The organism is Streptomyces sp. NPDC044719 (assembly GCF_056433405.1).
Window position 1 is genome coordinate 625,245 of record NZ_JBWKHE010000004.1, and the last position, 13,327, is coordinate 638,571.

Genomic DNA, 13,327 nt, shown 5'->3' on the forward strand with positions numbered 1-13,327 from the left:
ACCGACCCCTCTCACCGCCCCGCGAAAGCCGCCGAAGGGAACGCCCCCATGCCGTCCGCCGACACGCCCCCGCCGGGCTGCCCCGCCCACGCCGGCCGCCGTTCCTTCGTGAAGACGGCCCTGGGCGCAGGGGCCGCGGGCGCCGTCCTCGTCGGGGGAGGACTCGCGTTCGCCGAGAGCGGCGGCGGCACCGCCCGGGCGGCCGAGGGGGCGGACGCCGACCCGGTGGCCTTCCACGGAACCCACCAGGCCGGAATCCTCACCCCCGCGCAGCGGGCCGCCGCCTTCGTCTCCTTCGACGTCATCGCCGACACCCGCACCGAACTGGCCGATCTTTTCGGGACGGTGACGCAGCGGGCCCGCTTCCTCACGTCCGGCGGCACCCCGGCCGACCTGGGCGTCGGCGCCCCGCCCTCGGACAACGGCATCCTCGGCCCGGTCGTCCCGGCCGACGCGCTCACCGTCACCGTCGGTGTCGGCGCCTCCCTCTTCGACGACCGCTACGGACTGGCCGAGGCCAGACCGCGCCGGCTCACACCCATGCGGACCTTCCCCAACGACAACCTGAACCCCGCCGAGTGCCACGGCGACCTGTCGCTGCAGCTCTGCGCGGCCCGCCAGGACACCGTGCTGCACGCGCTGCGCGACATCACCAAGCACACCCGGGGCGCCATGCGGATCCGGTGGCGCGTCGACGGCTTCCAGAACACGCCTCGCCCCAGCGGCACCCAGCGCAACCTGCTCGGCTTCAAGGACGGCATAGCAAACCCGGACGTCGCATCCGCCCGCGAGATGGACCGCCTCGTGTGGGTCGGGGACGGGCAGGGTGAACCCGGCTGGGCCACCGGGGGCAGTTACCAGGTCATCCGGATCATCCGGATGCTCGTGGAGTTCTGGGACCGCGTGTCGCTGACCGAGCAGGAGCTGATGTTCGGCCGGCGCAAGGCCACCGGAGCGCCGCTGGACGGCGCCGAGGAGACCGACAGCCCGGACTACGCCAAAGACCCGCACGGCACGGCCATCCCGCTCGACGCGCACATCCGCCTCGCCAACCCGCGCACCACGGCGACCGGTGACTCCCGCATCCTGCGCCGGGGTTACAACTACGACCGCGGCGTCGACACCGTCGGCGATCTCGACATGGGCCTGGTCTTCTGCTGCTACCAGCAGGATGTGCGGCGCCAGTTCGAGGCCACGCAGACCCGGCTGATCGACGAGCCCCTCGTCGACTACATCTCCCCGACCGGCGGCGGCTACTTCTTCGCCCTGCCCGGCGTGCGCTCGTCCTCCGACTGGTTCGGCCGGGCACTGCTCTCAGTCTGATGTCCGGCGTGAAGTCCCGGCTGTGTCAGAAGTGTTGACCGCGTCGTGAAAGCGTTTTAACTTCCCTTCACCGGACACGCCGAGGCAAGGGGGAGCGGTGGCAACTGCCTTACGGGAACGAGCAGGTGCGAAGGGGGTGAGTCCCTCCCGGCGTGATTCCGACGGGGTGCGGCGCAAGCGTAAAGGTTTTCAGAGCCGGACACTGTTCCTGCTCATGCTGCCCGGTGTCGCCTACTTCCTGCTGTTCCACTACGGCGCACTCGCCGGCAATGTCATCGCGTTCAAGGAGTACGTGCCGTTCGACGGACTAATGGGCAGCCCCTGGGTGGGGCTGGGCAACTTCCAGCGCATGTTCGAGGACGCGGCGTTCTGGGACTCGGTCCTCAACACCCTCTGGATCGCCGTCCTCCAACTGGTCTTCTACTTCCCGGTGCCGCTCGGCCTCGCCCTGCTCCTGCACACCCTCACCTGGAGCTCGGTGCGCCGGTTCGTGCAGTCGGTGGCGTATCTGCCGCACTTCATCTCATGGGTGATCGTCGTCGCGCTGTTCCAGCAACTGCTCGGGGACACCGGCCTGCTCAACAGCGGCCTGAGCGGGGCCGGTCTGCACACCGTCGACATCATCGGCAACCCGGACGCCTTCCAGCCGCTCGTCGTCGCCCAGGTCATCTGGAAGGACGCCGGCTGGGGCACGATCATCTTCCTCGCCGCGCTCGCCCAGGTCGACGAGCAGCAGTACGAGGCGGCCGCCATCGACGGCGCGGGACCCTGGCGGCGCTTCTGGCACGTCACCCTGCCCGCCATCCGCCCGGTCGTCGTGCTGCTGCTCATCATGCGGCTGGGCGACATCCTCTCCGTCGGCTTCGAGCAGATGCTGCTGCAACGCGACGCGGTCGGACCCGAGACCGCCGAGGTCATCGACACCTTCGTCTACTACCAGGGCATCGTCGGCGGCGACTACGGCTTCGCGGCCGCCGCGGGCCTGTTCAAGGGGCTCGTCGGCGCCCTCCTCGTCTACGCGGCCAACAAGGTCGCCCACCGCCTCGGCGAACAGGGGGTCTACCGGTGAGCGCGTCCGCCCGGCCCGGCTGGATGGAGAAGCCGCGGCCCTTCACCCAGGCCGCCAAGGCCCTCGCCCTGACCGCGGTCGTTCTGCTGGTGTGCGTGCCGTTCCTGGTGATCGTGTCGACGTCCCTGGCCTCCACGCAGGAGGTCGTCGACAACGGCGGCTGGGTGCTGTGGCCCAGTGAGCCCACGCTCGACGCCTACCGGGACATCTTCGACGGCGGCATCGTCACCCACGCCCTCGGTGTGAGTGCCGGAGTGACGATCGTGGGCACACTGCTCAGCCTCGCCTGCACCGTGACCCTGGCCTACGCGCTGTCCCGCCCCGGCGTCTTCGGCGGCAAGCCCGTGCTGCTGCTGGTGCTGTTCACGTTCCTCTTCCCGCCCGGCATGATCCCGAGCTTCCTGCTCGTCAAGGAACTCGGCCTGCTCGACTGGTACGCCTCGCTCGTGCTGCCCGTCCTGGTCAACGTGTTCAACCTGGTCGTGCTGCGGGGCTTCTTCCAGTCGATCCCCGAGGAGCTGTACGAGGCGGCCCGGCTGGACGGGGCGGGGGACTGGCGGGTGCTGGTGTCGGTGGTGCTGCCGCTGTCGAAAGCCGCGCTCGCCGTCGTCGGCCTGTTCTACGCCGTCGCCTACTGGAACTCCTGGTTCTACGCCTCGCTGTACCTGGAGAGCGACCACTGGCCGCTCCAGCAGGTGCTGCGCACCTATGTGGTGGCCGGGGCCGGGCTCACCGACGCCACGACCGGCGAGGCGACCGTCACCGCCCCGCAGACCGTGCAGATGGCGGTGCTCGTGATCGCCACGGTGCCGATCCTGCTGGTCTACCCGTTCCTGCAGAAGTACTTCACCAAGGGCGTGCTCACCGGCGCCATCAAGAGCTGACCCAAGCCGACACGAGGTGATTCACCCATGCCCCGCATGTCCCGACGCACGCTCCTGCGCTCCATGGCCGCGGGCGGCGCCGCCGTCTCCGTCCCCGGCCTGCTGACCGCCTGCTCCTCGGGGTCCGGCGACGGCGACGTCTCCAACGCCGGGAAGAAGCTCGCCCCCTGGCCAGCCCACCGCCCCGCCACCGGCCCGAAGCCCGACCTCGCCCCCACCGAGGAGGGCGTCCAGGCCGGATACACCTCCTACCCCTCCGACCTGGTCAAGTCGGTCTCCCGCACCCCGGGCGACGGCTCCACCGTCCGCGTCATGACCGTATCGTTCGGCACACCGCCCAAGCCCGCCTCGGCCAACCGGTTCTGGGCGGCCGTGGAGAAGGCCCTCGGCGTGAAGATCGAGTACACGATCATCTCCCAGGCCGACTACCAGAAGAAGATGGCGACGGTCATGGCCGGCGACGCCGACGCCCTGCCCGACATCATCAACATGTTCTCCGGCTTCACCCTCCCCCGCGAGGCACAGTTCGTGCAGCGCCGTGCCCAGGACCTCACCCCCTATCTGTCCGGCGACGCGATCGCCGACTACCCGAACCTCGCCAACATCCCCACCCACGCCTGGCGCGACATGGGCCGCATCGGCGGACGGATCTACGGCATACCCCTGGAGCGCCCGCTCCCCGGCTCGACCCTGTGGATCAACCAGGACATGTTCGCCGACGCGGGCATGAAGGAGGGCTGGACGGCCGAGGACTTCGCCGCCGTGGCGCGGCGGGGCACGCGCGGGAAGACGTACATGCTGGGCGCCGCCGCCCAGTCAGGGTTCGGCAACGGCTACCACTCCGCCGCTCACAACGCGCCCCAGAGCTGGGCCGTCACCGGCAACGGCACCTTCCTCCCGGCTGCGGCCGACGAACGCTACAGGGCGTCGATCGCCTTCCGGGCGCAGCTGCGCAAGAACGGCTCCTACCACCCCGACGCCACGTCCATCTCGCAGATCGACCTGACGACCCTCTACTACAACGGCACCGTCGGATCCATGCAGGACGGGTTCGGCGCCTACCTGCCCAAGTACCGCGAGTCCAAGGGCAAGATGAGCCCGGCGGCCGCCCTCCCGTACAGCGTCGGCGGCGAGCCCGGCGGAATCGTCGCCGCCCGCCGGTCCTTCGGCTACACCGTCCTGAAGCAGGCGAAGAAGGAGCGCATCGAGCTGCTGCTGCGCATCCTCGACTACCTCGCCGCGCCCTTCGGAAGCGAGGAGTGGGAACTGGTCCACTACGGCGTCGAGGGCGTCCACTTCACCCGCGCCAAGGACGGCTCGCCCGAGTACACCAAGCTCGGCGAGGTGGAGAACAACACCAACCTGCCGCTGAAGTACCTCGCCGAGGGCCCTCAGGTGCTGTTCGTACCCGGCATGCCGGACGCCGTACGCGCACTGCACAGCTGGCAGCGCAAGGTCGTACCGCACGCCGTCCGCAACGCCGCGTTCGGGCTGCAGTCCACGACGCACAATGCGCAGGGCGCCACCCTCCAGACCCTCCTCGACGACACCGCCACCGGGATCATCGCCGGGCGGCTGCCGCTGTCCGAGTGGGACGCGACGGTGAAGAAGTGGCGGAGCCGGGGCGGCGACAGAATGGCCGAGGAATACGCCAAGGACTACGCGGCCAACACCTGAACAGCGGGCGGCGGAAGAGGAGACGCGGGGGATGGGGAACGACATGGTGTCCAAGGGGCGGGTCACGATCCGCGAGGTCGCCGAGCGGGCGGGCGTCTCGACGGCCACCGCCTCGCGGGCGCTCAGCGGCAACCACCCGGTGCCCGCCGCGACCCGGGCCCGGGTCCTGCGGGCGGCCCGCGACCTCGACTACGTGGCCAACGCGCACGCCCGCGCCCTGGTCGGCGGCGGCCGCAAGATGGCCGCCGTCGTGGTCCGCCAGGTCACCAGCCCCTTCTACGCCCAGGTCGCCGAGGGCGTGGAGGCGGAGGCCGCCGACCGCGGCTGGCTCTGCGTGGTCGGCGCCACCGGCGGGGACGCCCAGCGCGAGATGGAGTTCGTGCAGCTCATGCGGGAGGAGGGCGCCCGGCTGGTGATCCTGGTCGGTGGGGTCGTCGAGGACGACGCCTACCGCGAGCGCGTCGCCCACTACGCCCATGCCCTGGACTCCTCCGGAGCCCGGCTCGTGCTCTGCGGCCGGCCCGCGCCCGGCCCGGAGATCCCCGCCCTCGTCGTCGAGTTCGACAACGAGGCCGGGGCCCGCGCCGTCACGGCCCATCTGCTCTCGGCCGGGCACCGCCGGATCGTCTTCCTCGGCGGACTGCCCGGCAACACGGCCCTCGACGCCCGCGTCGCCGGCTACCGGGCCGCCCTCGCGGAGCACGGGCTGCCGCCCGAGGCCGCGCACGTCGTCGACTGCGGCCTGGGCCGCGCCGCAGGCCACCGCGCCATGACCGAACTCCTCAAGCGCACGAGGGAGTTCACCGCCGTCTTCGCCGGGGACGACATGGTCGCCGCCGGTGCCCTGCGGGCGATCGCCGACACCGGGCTGAGCGTCCCCGGGGACATCTCCGTCGTCGGCTACAACGACATCCCGCTCGCCGAGGACTTCAGCCCGCCGCTCACCACCGTCCGCACCCCCGCCGAGGAACTCGGACGCGCCGCCGTGCGCATCGCCCTGCGCGACCCCGAGCACGCCGCCGGGGCCCACCATCTGCTCGGCACCCACATCGTCGTCCGCGACAGCGTCGGCGCGCCCCCGCCCGGGCGTGCCCTGTGACCAACGGAGGAACCGCACCCGTATGAGCGCGCCGCACGTGTCGCTCCCCGACCCGACGCACTTCCCCCACCTTCCCCAGCTGCCGCCCCCCGACCCGCTGACCTCGCCCCTCACCGGCTGGACCCGCACCCACTGGGAGGCGATCGCCGACCGCCTCCTGGACGCCCTGCTGCCCTACGCCTCCCCGGGCCTGGCCCAGTACCGGCTCCCCGGGCCGCCCAGCCACTCCGGGCCCTGGTCGGACGGGCTGGAGGGCTTCGCCCGCTCCTTCCTGCTGGCCGCGTTCCGCATCGCCGGTTCGGGTGGGAAGCCTTCGGGGCTCGCCGAGCGGTACGCGGCCGGGTTGGCGGCCGGAACCGACCCGCGCAGTCCCGACCACTGGCCGCCCATCACCGACCGGGGCCAGCCCATGGTCGAGGCCGCGTCCCTCGCGATCGCCCTGCACGAGACGCGCCCGTGGATCTGGGACCGGCTCGACGACCGGGTACGACAGCGGATCGCCGACTGGCTGGGCGGCTTCGTCGGAGCGGTCGTCAACGACTCCAACTGGCGGCTGTTCCAGGTCATCACCGAGGAGTTCCTCGCCTCCGTGGGCGCCCCGCACGACCGCCGCGAGATCGACGCCGGGCTGGCCCGCCTGGAGGACTGGTACCGGGGCGACGGCTGGTACACCGACGGCGACGGCCGCAAGTTCGACTACTACAACGCCTGGGCGCTGCACCTGTATCCGGTGCTCTGGGCCCGTATCGCCGGACCGCGCGCCGACCCGGGACCGGTGGCGGCTCACCGCGCCCGCCTGCGGTCGTTCCTCCACGACCACCAGCACTTCTTCGGCGCCGACGGGGCACCGGTCCACCAAGGCCGCTCGCTCACCTACCGCTTCGCCACGACCGCGCCCCTGTGGGCGGGCGTTCTCGCCGACGCCACTCCGCTGCCGCCCGGCCGCACCCGGCGCCTCGCCTCCGGCGCGCTGAAGCACTTCGCCGAGCGGGGCGTGCCCGACGAGCACGGACTGCTCACGCTCGGCTGGTACGGGCCCTTCCCGCCCGCCGTCCAGCGGTACTCGGGCCCGGCGTCCCCCTACTGGGCGAGCAAGGCCTTCCTGGGCCTGCTCCTGCCCGCCGACCACCCCGTGTGGACCGCGCCCGAGGAACCCGGCCCGGTCGAGACGGCCGACGTACGCCTCGCGTTACCGGGCCCCGGCTGGCTGCTGCACTCCACCGCTGCCGACGGGATCGTACGGCTCGTCAACCACGGCAGCGACCGCCTGCCGCCCCCACCGGCGACCGCCGAGGACAGCCCGCACTACGCCCGCTTCGCCTACTCCAGCGCCACGGCACCCGAGACCCCTCCGGCCCCGCACACAGGCTCCGACAACCACATCGCCCTGCTCACCCCCGACGGCACACCGACCCCGCGCGGCCGTATCCACCCCCTCGGCGCCGAGGGCGCTCGTGCCGCGTCCTGGCACCGGGCCGTCCTCCCGGGCAGCGGCGAAGGGCACCGCATCGAGACGGTCAGCGTGGTGCACGGCCCCTGGGAGGTCCGGGTGCACCGAGTCGACGCGCCCGCCGGCACGCCCGTGCGCGAGGGCGGCTGGGCCGTCGCCGACGACACCGCCCCGCCTGTCGCCCGGACCGGCCCCGGCTGGGCACTGGCCCGGCGTGCGGACGGCCTGACCAGCGCGCTGGTCGCCCTGCACGGCTGGAGCGACGACACGGGGACGGTCGTCGCGGCCGAGGGCCGCAACGCGTACGGGCACCACTCGGCGACGCCGCAGCTGACACTGCCGTGCCACCCCGGTGGGACGCGGCTCCTGGTGACGCTGGTCGTGCTCGGCACCGATCCGCGCGTACCGGACAACGGGGCCCGGGCCTGGGCCGCCGCCGACGGGTCCGTGGAGATCCGGTTCCCCGACGGCACGCGGGAGTCGGTGCCCTAGGACACGCCGAGGGGGGGCGGGGCTCGGGTGAGCCACGCCCCCATGGGATCGAGCGTCTCAGGCCTCCACGCGCCCCCGTGTCACCGCCTTCTTCAGCAGCGGCCAGGCCAGGAGCACCAGGATCACCGCGTACACGGTCACCGCGAACGGTGTGTTGACCAGGCCCGTCACGCTGCCGTCGCTGATCTGCAGGGCGCGTCGCAGTTGCTGCTCGGCGTTGGGGCCGAGGATGACGCCGATGACCGCGGGCAGCACCGGCAGGCCGTAGCGGCGCATGCCGAAGCCGATCAGGCCGATGATCAGCAGGATCACCAGGTCGATCACCTCGCCGCCGACCGCGTACGCGCCGACCGCCGCGAAGAACATGATCCCGGCGTACAGGTACGGCCGCGGAATGCGCAGCAGCTTCGCCCACACCGGCGCCAGCGGCAGGTTGAGGGCAAGGAGCAGCACCATGCCGACGAAGAGGGAGGCGATCAGGCCCCACACCAGGTCGGGTTCGCGCTCGAAGAGCAGCGGGCCGGGCTGGATGCCGTACTGCTGGAAGGCGGCCAGCATCACGGCCGCGACCGCCGTGGTCGGCAGGCCCAGGGTCAGCATCGAGACCAGGGTGCCCGCCGCCGAGGCGGACGCCGCCGACTCGGGCCCCGCGACGCCCTCGATGGCGCCCTTGCCCCACTCGTCCTTGTGCTTGGACAGGCGCTTCTCCGTCACGTACGACAGGAAGGTGGGGATCTCCGCGCCGCCCGCCGGGATCGCGCCGAACGGGAACCCGATGAACGGGCCGCGCAGCCACGACTTCCAGGTCCGGTTCACATCTCCGCGCCCCAGCCACGGTCGGCCCACCGGGATCGGCTCCGGCGGCCTGCGCCGCAGATGGGCGGCGACCCACAGGGCCTCGCCGATCGCGAAGAGACCGACCGCGACGATCACCACGTCGATGCCGTCGGCCAGTTGGAGCGAGCCGAACGTCAGACGCTGCTGGCCGGTCATCTGGTCCAGGCCCACCAGGCCCAGGGTGAGGCCGATGAGCAGGGAGGCGAGGCCACGGATGCGGGACGAGCCCAGCACCGACGTCACCGCGATGAACGCCAGCACCATGATGGCGAAGTAGTCCGGCGCGCCGATGTCCACGGCCAGTTTCGCGACCGTCGGCGCCAGCGCCACCAGCAGGAGCGTGCCGATCAGGCCGCCCGCGAAGTGCCCTACGGCGGCCGCCGCGAGGGCCTGGGCGCCGCGCCCGGACTTGGCCATGGGGTTGCCCTCCATGGCCGCCACCACCGCCGCGCTCTCACCGGGCGTGTTGAGCAGGATGGAGGTGGTCGAACCGCCGAACATCGCGCCGTAGTAGATGCCGGCGAACATGATGAACGCGCCGATCGGGTCGAGCCCGTACGTCACCGGCAGCAGCAGCGCGACCGCCATCGCCGGGCCGATGCCCGGCAGTACGCCGATCGCCGTGCCGAGCAGTACACCGATGACGGCCCACAGCAGGTTGATCGGCGTGAGGGCCGTACCGAAGCCGTCCAGAAGGGAGTTGAAGGCATCCATGTCACAGCACTCCCATCAGCGGACCGCCGGGCAGGGGCACTCCGAGCAGATTGTTGAAGACGACGTAGGTCACGAGGGCCAGCCCGGCCGCGATGAGCGGATCGCGGTCGATCCTGCGGCTGCCGAGCGCGAACGCCGCGCCCCAGAACAGCAGTGCGCCCGCGACAGGGAAGCCGAGCGGCTCGATGAGGACGGCCGCGCCGAGGAACACTCCGGCGAGCAGCAGCACCGTCCGCCAGTCGGCGGGCTCCGACAGGTCGACGTCCTCGCCGGTCTCGGCCTGCCCCCGGCCGCCGCGCAGCACGTCCACGGCGAGCAGCGCGGCGATCACCAGCAGCCCGGCGCCGACCACGATCGGCACGGTCTTCGGGCCGACCGGCCCGCGCTGGGCGATGTCGACGTCCATGGTGAGCGCGTCGGTCAGGACGAGCACGCCCAGTGCCAGCAGCAGCGCGCACACGCCGAGTTCGGAGTGCTCGCGCAGCCACGAGCGCCGTTCGCCGCCGGTCTCGGCGGGAGAGATGTCGGTCTGCGTCGTCACAGTCCCAGCTCCTTCAGCACCGAAACCACGCGCTTGTCCTCGGCGTCGAGGAACGCGCCGAACTTGTCACCGGTGAGGAAGGCGTCGTCCCAGCCGTTCTGCTTCATGGACTTGCGCCACTCGTCGGAGCCGTGCAGCTCCTCGACCAGCTTCACGAGCTTGTCGCGCTCGCCGTCGTTCAGGCCGGGCGGGGCGACGATGCCGCGCCAGTTGGTGAAGTTCACGTCGTATCCGGCCTCCGTCAGCGTGGGCGCGTCGAGGCCCTCGACCCGCTTCGGGCCGGTGACCGCGAGGAGGCGCAGCTCGCCCGCCTTGATCTGGTCCAGGTACTCGCCGACACCGGAGACACCGAAGGCGACCTTGTTGCCGAGGATGGAGGCGAGGAGTTCGCCACCGCCGTCGAAGGGGATGTAGTTGACCTGCTTCGGCGGGATACCGGCGGCCCGCGCCATCAGCATCGGCGCGAGGTGGTCCGGCCCGCCGGGGGAGGACCCGCCGCCCACCGGCAGCTTGCCGGGATTCTCCTTCCAGGCGCCGATCAGGTCGTCGATCGTCTTGTACGGGGAGTCCTTGGCGACCACGACGACGTCCTGCTCCTCGGTGAGCCGGGCGATCGGCGTGGTGTCGCCGAGGGTCTTCGGCGCGTCGTTGGAACGGACGGCACCCACGACCCCGAGGCCCATGGACATCGCGAGCTTGCCGTTGCCCTGCTCGCTCACCAGCCGGCTCAGGCCCACGGTGCCGCCGGCTCCGGGCAGGTTGAACACCTCGATGTTGTGGGTCAGTCCGGCGTCCTCGGCGTTCTTCGCGGCCGTACGGGCCGTGATGTCGTAGCCGCCGCCGGGCGTGTTGGGGACCATGAAACGCAGGCCAGGGATCTGTGTGCCGGTCTCGGTGCCGCTGCCGGTGGTCAGCAGCGGCGGTCCGACGAGCACGAGCACGGCGGCCCCGAGCAGGGCGAGGGGAGTGCGCAGGCGCACGAGTGCCACCACCTGTCGGTACGTCGATGCGGGTAGGTAAAGGCCCTGTGGGGGAGGGTGATGTGGGCCACATGCTGCACCGGGGGCCGACGGGCTGTCTCTCTTGCGGAACCAACGGAGGTTTTGGTCTTTGCGGTCGCCGGAACCCGCCGCGCACACCCCGGCCCCGTGGACCGCATCCCGCACATCCCTTTCCCTCACCGCAGGTGGACGCCATGATGGGCGGCCCCGGCACGGAAGGAGCGACCCGATGACCAGCGAGTCCCGCACGTCCGCCACCACCGGCACGATCGACGTCCTCGTGGTCGACGACGACTTCATGGTGGCCAAGGTCCATCGGGCCTTCGTCGAGCGCGTCGACTCCTTCCGCGTCGTCGGCGTCGCCGGTACCGGCGCCCAGGCCGTCGCCGCCGCCGACGCGCTGCGCCCCGACCTCGTGCTGCTCGACCTGCACCTGCCGGACATCTTCGGCCTCGACGTCATCCCCCGGCTGCGCTCCGCGGGCCACGACTGCGACGTCATGGTCGTCAGCGCCGCCCGGGAGGCCGAGACGGTCCGCGGCGCCGTCCGGCACGGGGTCGTCGACTACCTCCTCAAGCCCTTCGAGTCCGAGGAGCTGCGCGCCCGGCTGGAGCGCTACGCCGAGCGGCGCGGCCGGCTGCTCGGCACGGTCGTGCGCAGCCAGGCCGATGTCGACCGGGTGCTGGCCGGAGCCGCCGGAGGGGCCTCGACCGTCGCCGCCCTGCCCAAGGGCATGAGCGTGGAGACCGCCGAGCTGGTCGAGCGGGCCCTGCGCGAGACGGACGGCACCCTGTCCGCCAGCGAGTGCGCCGCGATGACCGGCGTCTCCCGCGTCAGCGCCCGCCGCTACCTGGAGCACTTCCACACCGTCGGCCTGGTGGAGGTCTCCCTGCGCTACGGCGTGGCGGGCCGCCCCGAACGCCGCTACCGCTTCCGCGGTCCCACAGCGCTCCGGCCGGGCGGCGAGGCACGCGCCTAGTGCTCCGGTCTGGTTTCGCGATCCATCCGGCAGGTTCGTCGGCGGACAGGCGGAGCCACAACAGGCGCCCCATGTCCGTTGAATCACCGTTTATCGCGTATTGATCTCCGCCACCTACGATCTCCCAGCCGACCATGCCGAACGGGGGACGACATGCTCCGCATTCATTTCAGCGACACAGATCTGGCGAGAACCAGGATTGCCGCCGCGCCTGATCCGCTCTGGGAAGTCGCCGCGAGTCTGCACCGATTGCAGTCGCGCCGAGGGCGCTGGGCCTACGCCGGCTGGTACCGCGTGGCAAGGCAGCAGATGCGGGAGAGGGGGCTGGGGCGTGTCCTGCGGAGCGTCTTCCTGCCCTTGTATCCAAGGGCCGCTTACTTTCCGGACTTTCTCACGCCCGCTGATGCGGTGGGTGATGTGGACGCCGGACTGGAATCAATTCTGGCCACGCATCCGCGACGGGTCCTGAAGGAAGTGACCCTCCTCGACCGGACCGTCGGCGCTCCGGCGTGGGCCGGGCAGCTGGCCCGGCTGGAGGCGCGCAAGGAGTTCGTGGGGATGCTGCGGGCGTACCACGACGCTGTGATCGCCCCGTACGAGGAACAGGCACAGGCCCGGATCGAGGCGGAGCGAGCGGCGCGTGCCCGTGGGCTTCTGGACGGTGGAGTCGAGAGCATGCTCTCGGGACTCGGGCCGATGCTGCGCTGGCGCCCTCCCGTCCTGGAGGTCGTCTATCCCAAGCAGGTCGAGGACCGGGACCTGTATCTGAACGGACGTGGGCTCACCCTCGTCCCCTCGTACTTCAACTGGGGTGAGCCGGTCGCCTTCGCCGACCCGGAGATGCCGCCCGTGCTCTGGTACTCGCTCCTCCACGAGCCGGGCCCCCCGGATGCCCCGCATGGGGTCGATGCCCCCGACAAGTCCTTGATCACCCTGCTCGGACGCGCCCGAGCGGTCGCCTTGCGCGCCGCGTCCACCGGTGCCACGACCGGCGAGATCGCCCGTGCCGCCGGAGTCTCGGCATCCTCCGCCAGCAGACACGCCACCGTGCTGCGGGACGCAGGCCTCATCACCACCATCCGGAACGGCCCGACCGTGCTGCACACCCTCACCCCGGCGGGGGCGTCCTTGCTGCGCGCCGCGAGCCCGATGGAGTGACCAGCACAGGTTCGCCGCCGTCGGGGGGGGGGGGGGGGGGGGGGGGGGGGGGGGGGAGGGGGGGGGGGGGGGGGGGGGGGGGGGAAGAACAACCTATTGGAGT

General features: G+C 71.7%; 11 protein-coding genes. 8 read left to right on the forward strand and 3 right to left on the reverse strand.

The window, feature by feature from the left end:
* Positions 1-48 precede the first annotated feature (48 nt).
* The 6 genes from efeB (at position 49) to AC07DF_RS18875 (ending at position 7,994) form a co-directional block, all read left to right on the forward strand.
* Positions 49-1,323, forward strand: a complete 1,275-nt coding sequence (gene efeB / locus AC07DF_RS18850) for an iron uptake transporter deferrochelatase/peroxidase subunit (protein WP_478972738.1) — start codon at positions 49-51, stop codon at positions 1,321-1,323.
* A gap of 214 nt (positions 1,324-1,537) precedes the next feature.
* On the forward strand, positions 1,538-2,392 hold the full coding sequence (locus AC07DF_RS18855; RefSeq protein ID WP_478972038.1) for an ABC transporter permease: 855 nt from the start codon (positions 1,538-1,540) through the stop codon (positions 2,390-2,392).
* Positions 2,389-3,276, forward strand: a complete 888-nt coding sequence (locus AC07DF_RS18860) for a carbohydrate ABC transporter permease (protein ID WP_478972040.1) — start codon at positions 2,389-2,391, stop codon at positions 3,274-3,276. The genes AC07DF_RS18855 and AC07DF_RS18860 overlap by 4 nt, the downstream gene beginning before the upstream one ends.
* A gap of 27 nt (positions 3,277-3,303) precedes the next feature.
* Complete coding sequence (locus AC07DF_RS18865) at positions 3,304-4,953, forward strand: extracellular solute-binding protein (protein WP_478972042.1); 1,650 nt, start codon at positions 3,304-3,306, stop codon at positions 4,951-4,953.
* A 31-nt stretch (positions 4,954-4,984) separates the two neighbouring features.
* The gene (locus tag AC07DF_RS18870; RefSeq protein WP_478972044.1) at positions 4,985-6,052 is read left to right on the forward strand and encodes a LacI family DNA-binding transcriptional regulator; all 1,068 of its coding nucleotides are present in this window, start codon (positions 4,985-4,987) and stop codon (positions 6,050-6,052) included.
* A 22-nt stretch (positions 6,053-6,074) separates the two neighbouring features.
* Positions 6,075-7,994, forward strand: coding sequence for a DUF2264 domain-containing protein (locus AC07DF_RS18875; protein WP_478972046.1), 1,920 nt, complete (start codon positions 6,075-6,077; stop codon positions 7,992-7,994).
* 57 nt (positions 7,995-8,051) lie between these two features.
* Here AC07DF_RS18875 and AC07DF_RS18880 read toward each other — a convergent pair whose 3' ends face one another.
* From AC07DF_RS18880 to AC07DF_RS18890, 3 genes are read right to left on the reverse strand one after another with little or no spacing between them, the layout of a single operon-like run.
* The gene (locus AC07DF_RS18880; RefSeq protein WP_391105660.1) at positions 8,052-9,545 is read right to left on the reverse strand and encodes a tripartite tricarboxylate transporter permease; all 1,494 of its coding nucleotides are present in this window, start codon (positions 9,543-9,545) and stop codon (positions 8,052-8,054) included.
* 1 nt (position 9,546) lies between these two features.
* On the reverse strand, positions 9,547-10,086 hold the full coding sequence (locus tag AC07DF_RS18885; RefSeq protein WP_478972049.1) for a tripartite tricarboxylate transporter TctB family protein: 540 nt from the start codon (positions 10,084-10,086) through the stop codon (positions 9,547-9,549).
* Positions 10,083-11,066 (reverse strand): Bug family tripartite tricarboxylate transporter substrate binding protein, encoded by a 984-nt coding sequence (locus tag AC07DF_RS18890; RefSeq protein ID WP_399016213.1) that lies wholly within the window; start codon positions 11,064-11,066, stop codon positions 10,083-10,085. The genes AC07DF_RS18885 and AC07DF_RS18890 overlap by 4 nt, the downstream gene beginning before the upstream one ends.
* A gap of 250 nt (positions 11,067-11,316) precedes the next feature.
* Here AC07DF_RS18890 and AC07DF_RS18895 point away from each other — a divergent pair, with 250 nt between their 5' ends.
* Together AC07DF_RS18895 and AC07DF_RS18900 are read left to right on the forward strand one after the other, a co-directional pair.
* Positions 11,317-12,066 carry a response regulator gene (locus AC07DF_RS18895; RefSeq protein WP_478972051.1) on the forward strand — a complete coding sequence of 250 codons (750 nt, stop codon included), beginning with the start codon at positions 11,317-11,319 and terminating at the stop codon, positions 12,064-12,066.
* Between the two features lie 153 nt (positions 12,067-12,219).
* On the forward strand, positions 12,220-13,224 hold the full coding sequence (locus AC07DF_RS18900; protein ID WP_478972053.1) for an ArsR family transcriptional regulator: 1,005 nt from the start codon (positions 12,220-12,222) through the stop codon (positions 13,222-13,224).
* Positions 13,225-13,327 lie beyond the last annotated feature (103 nt).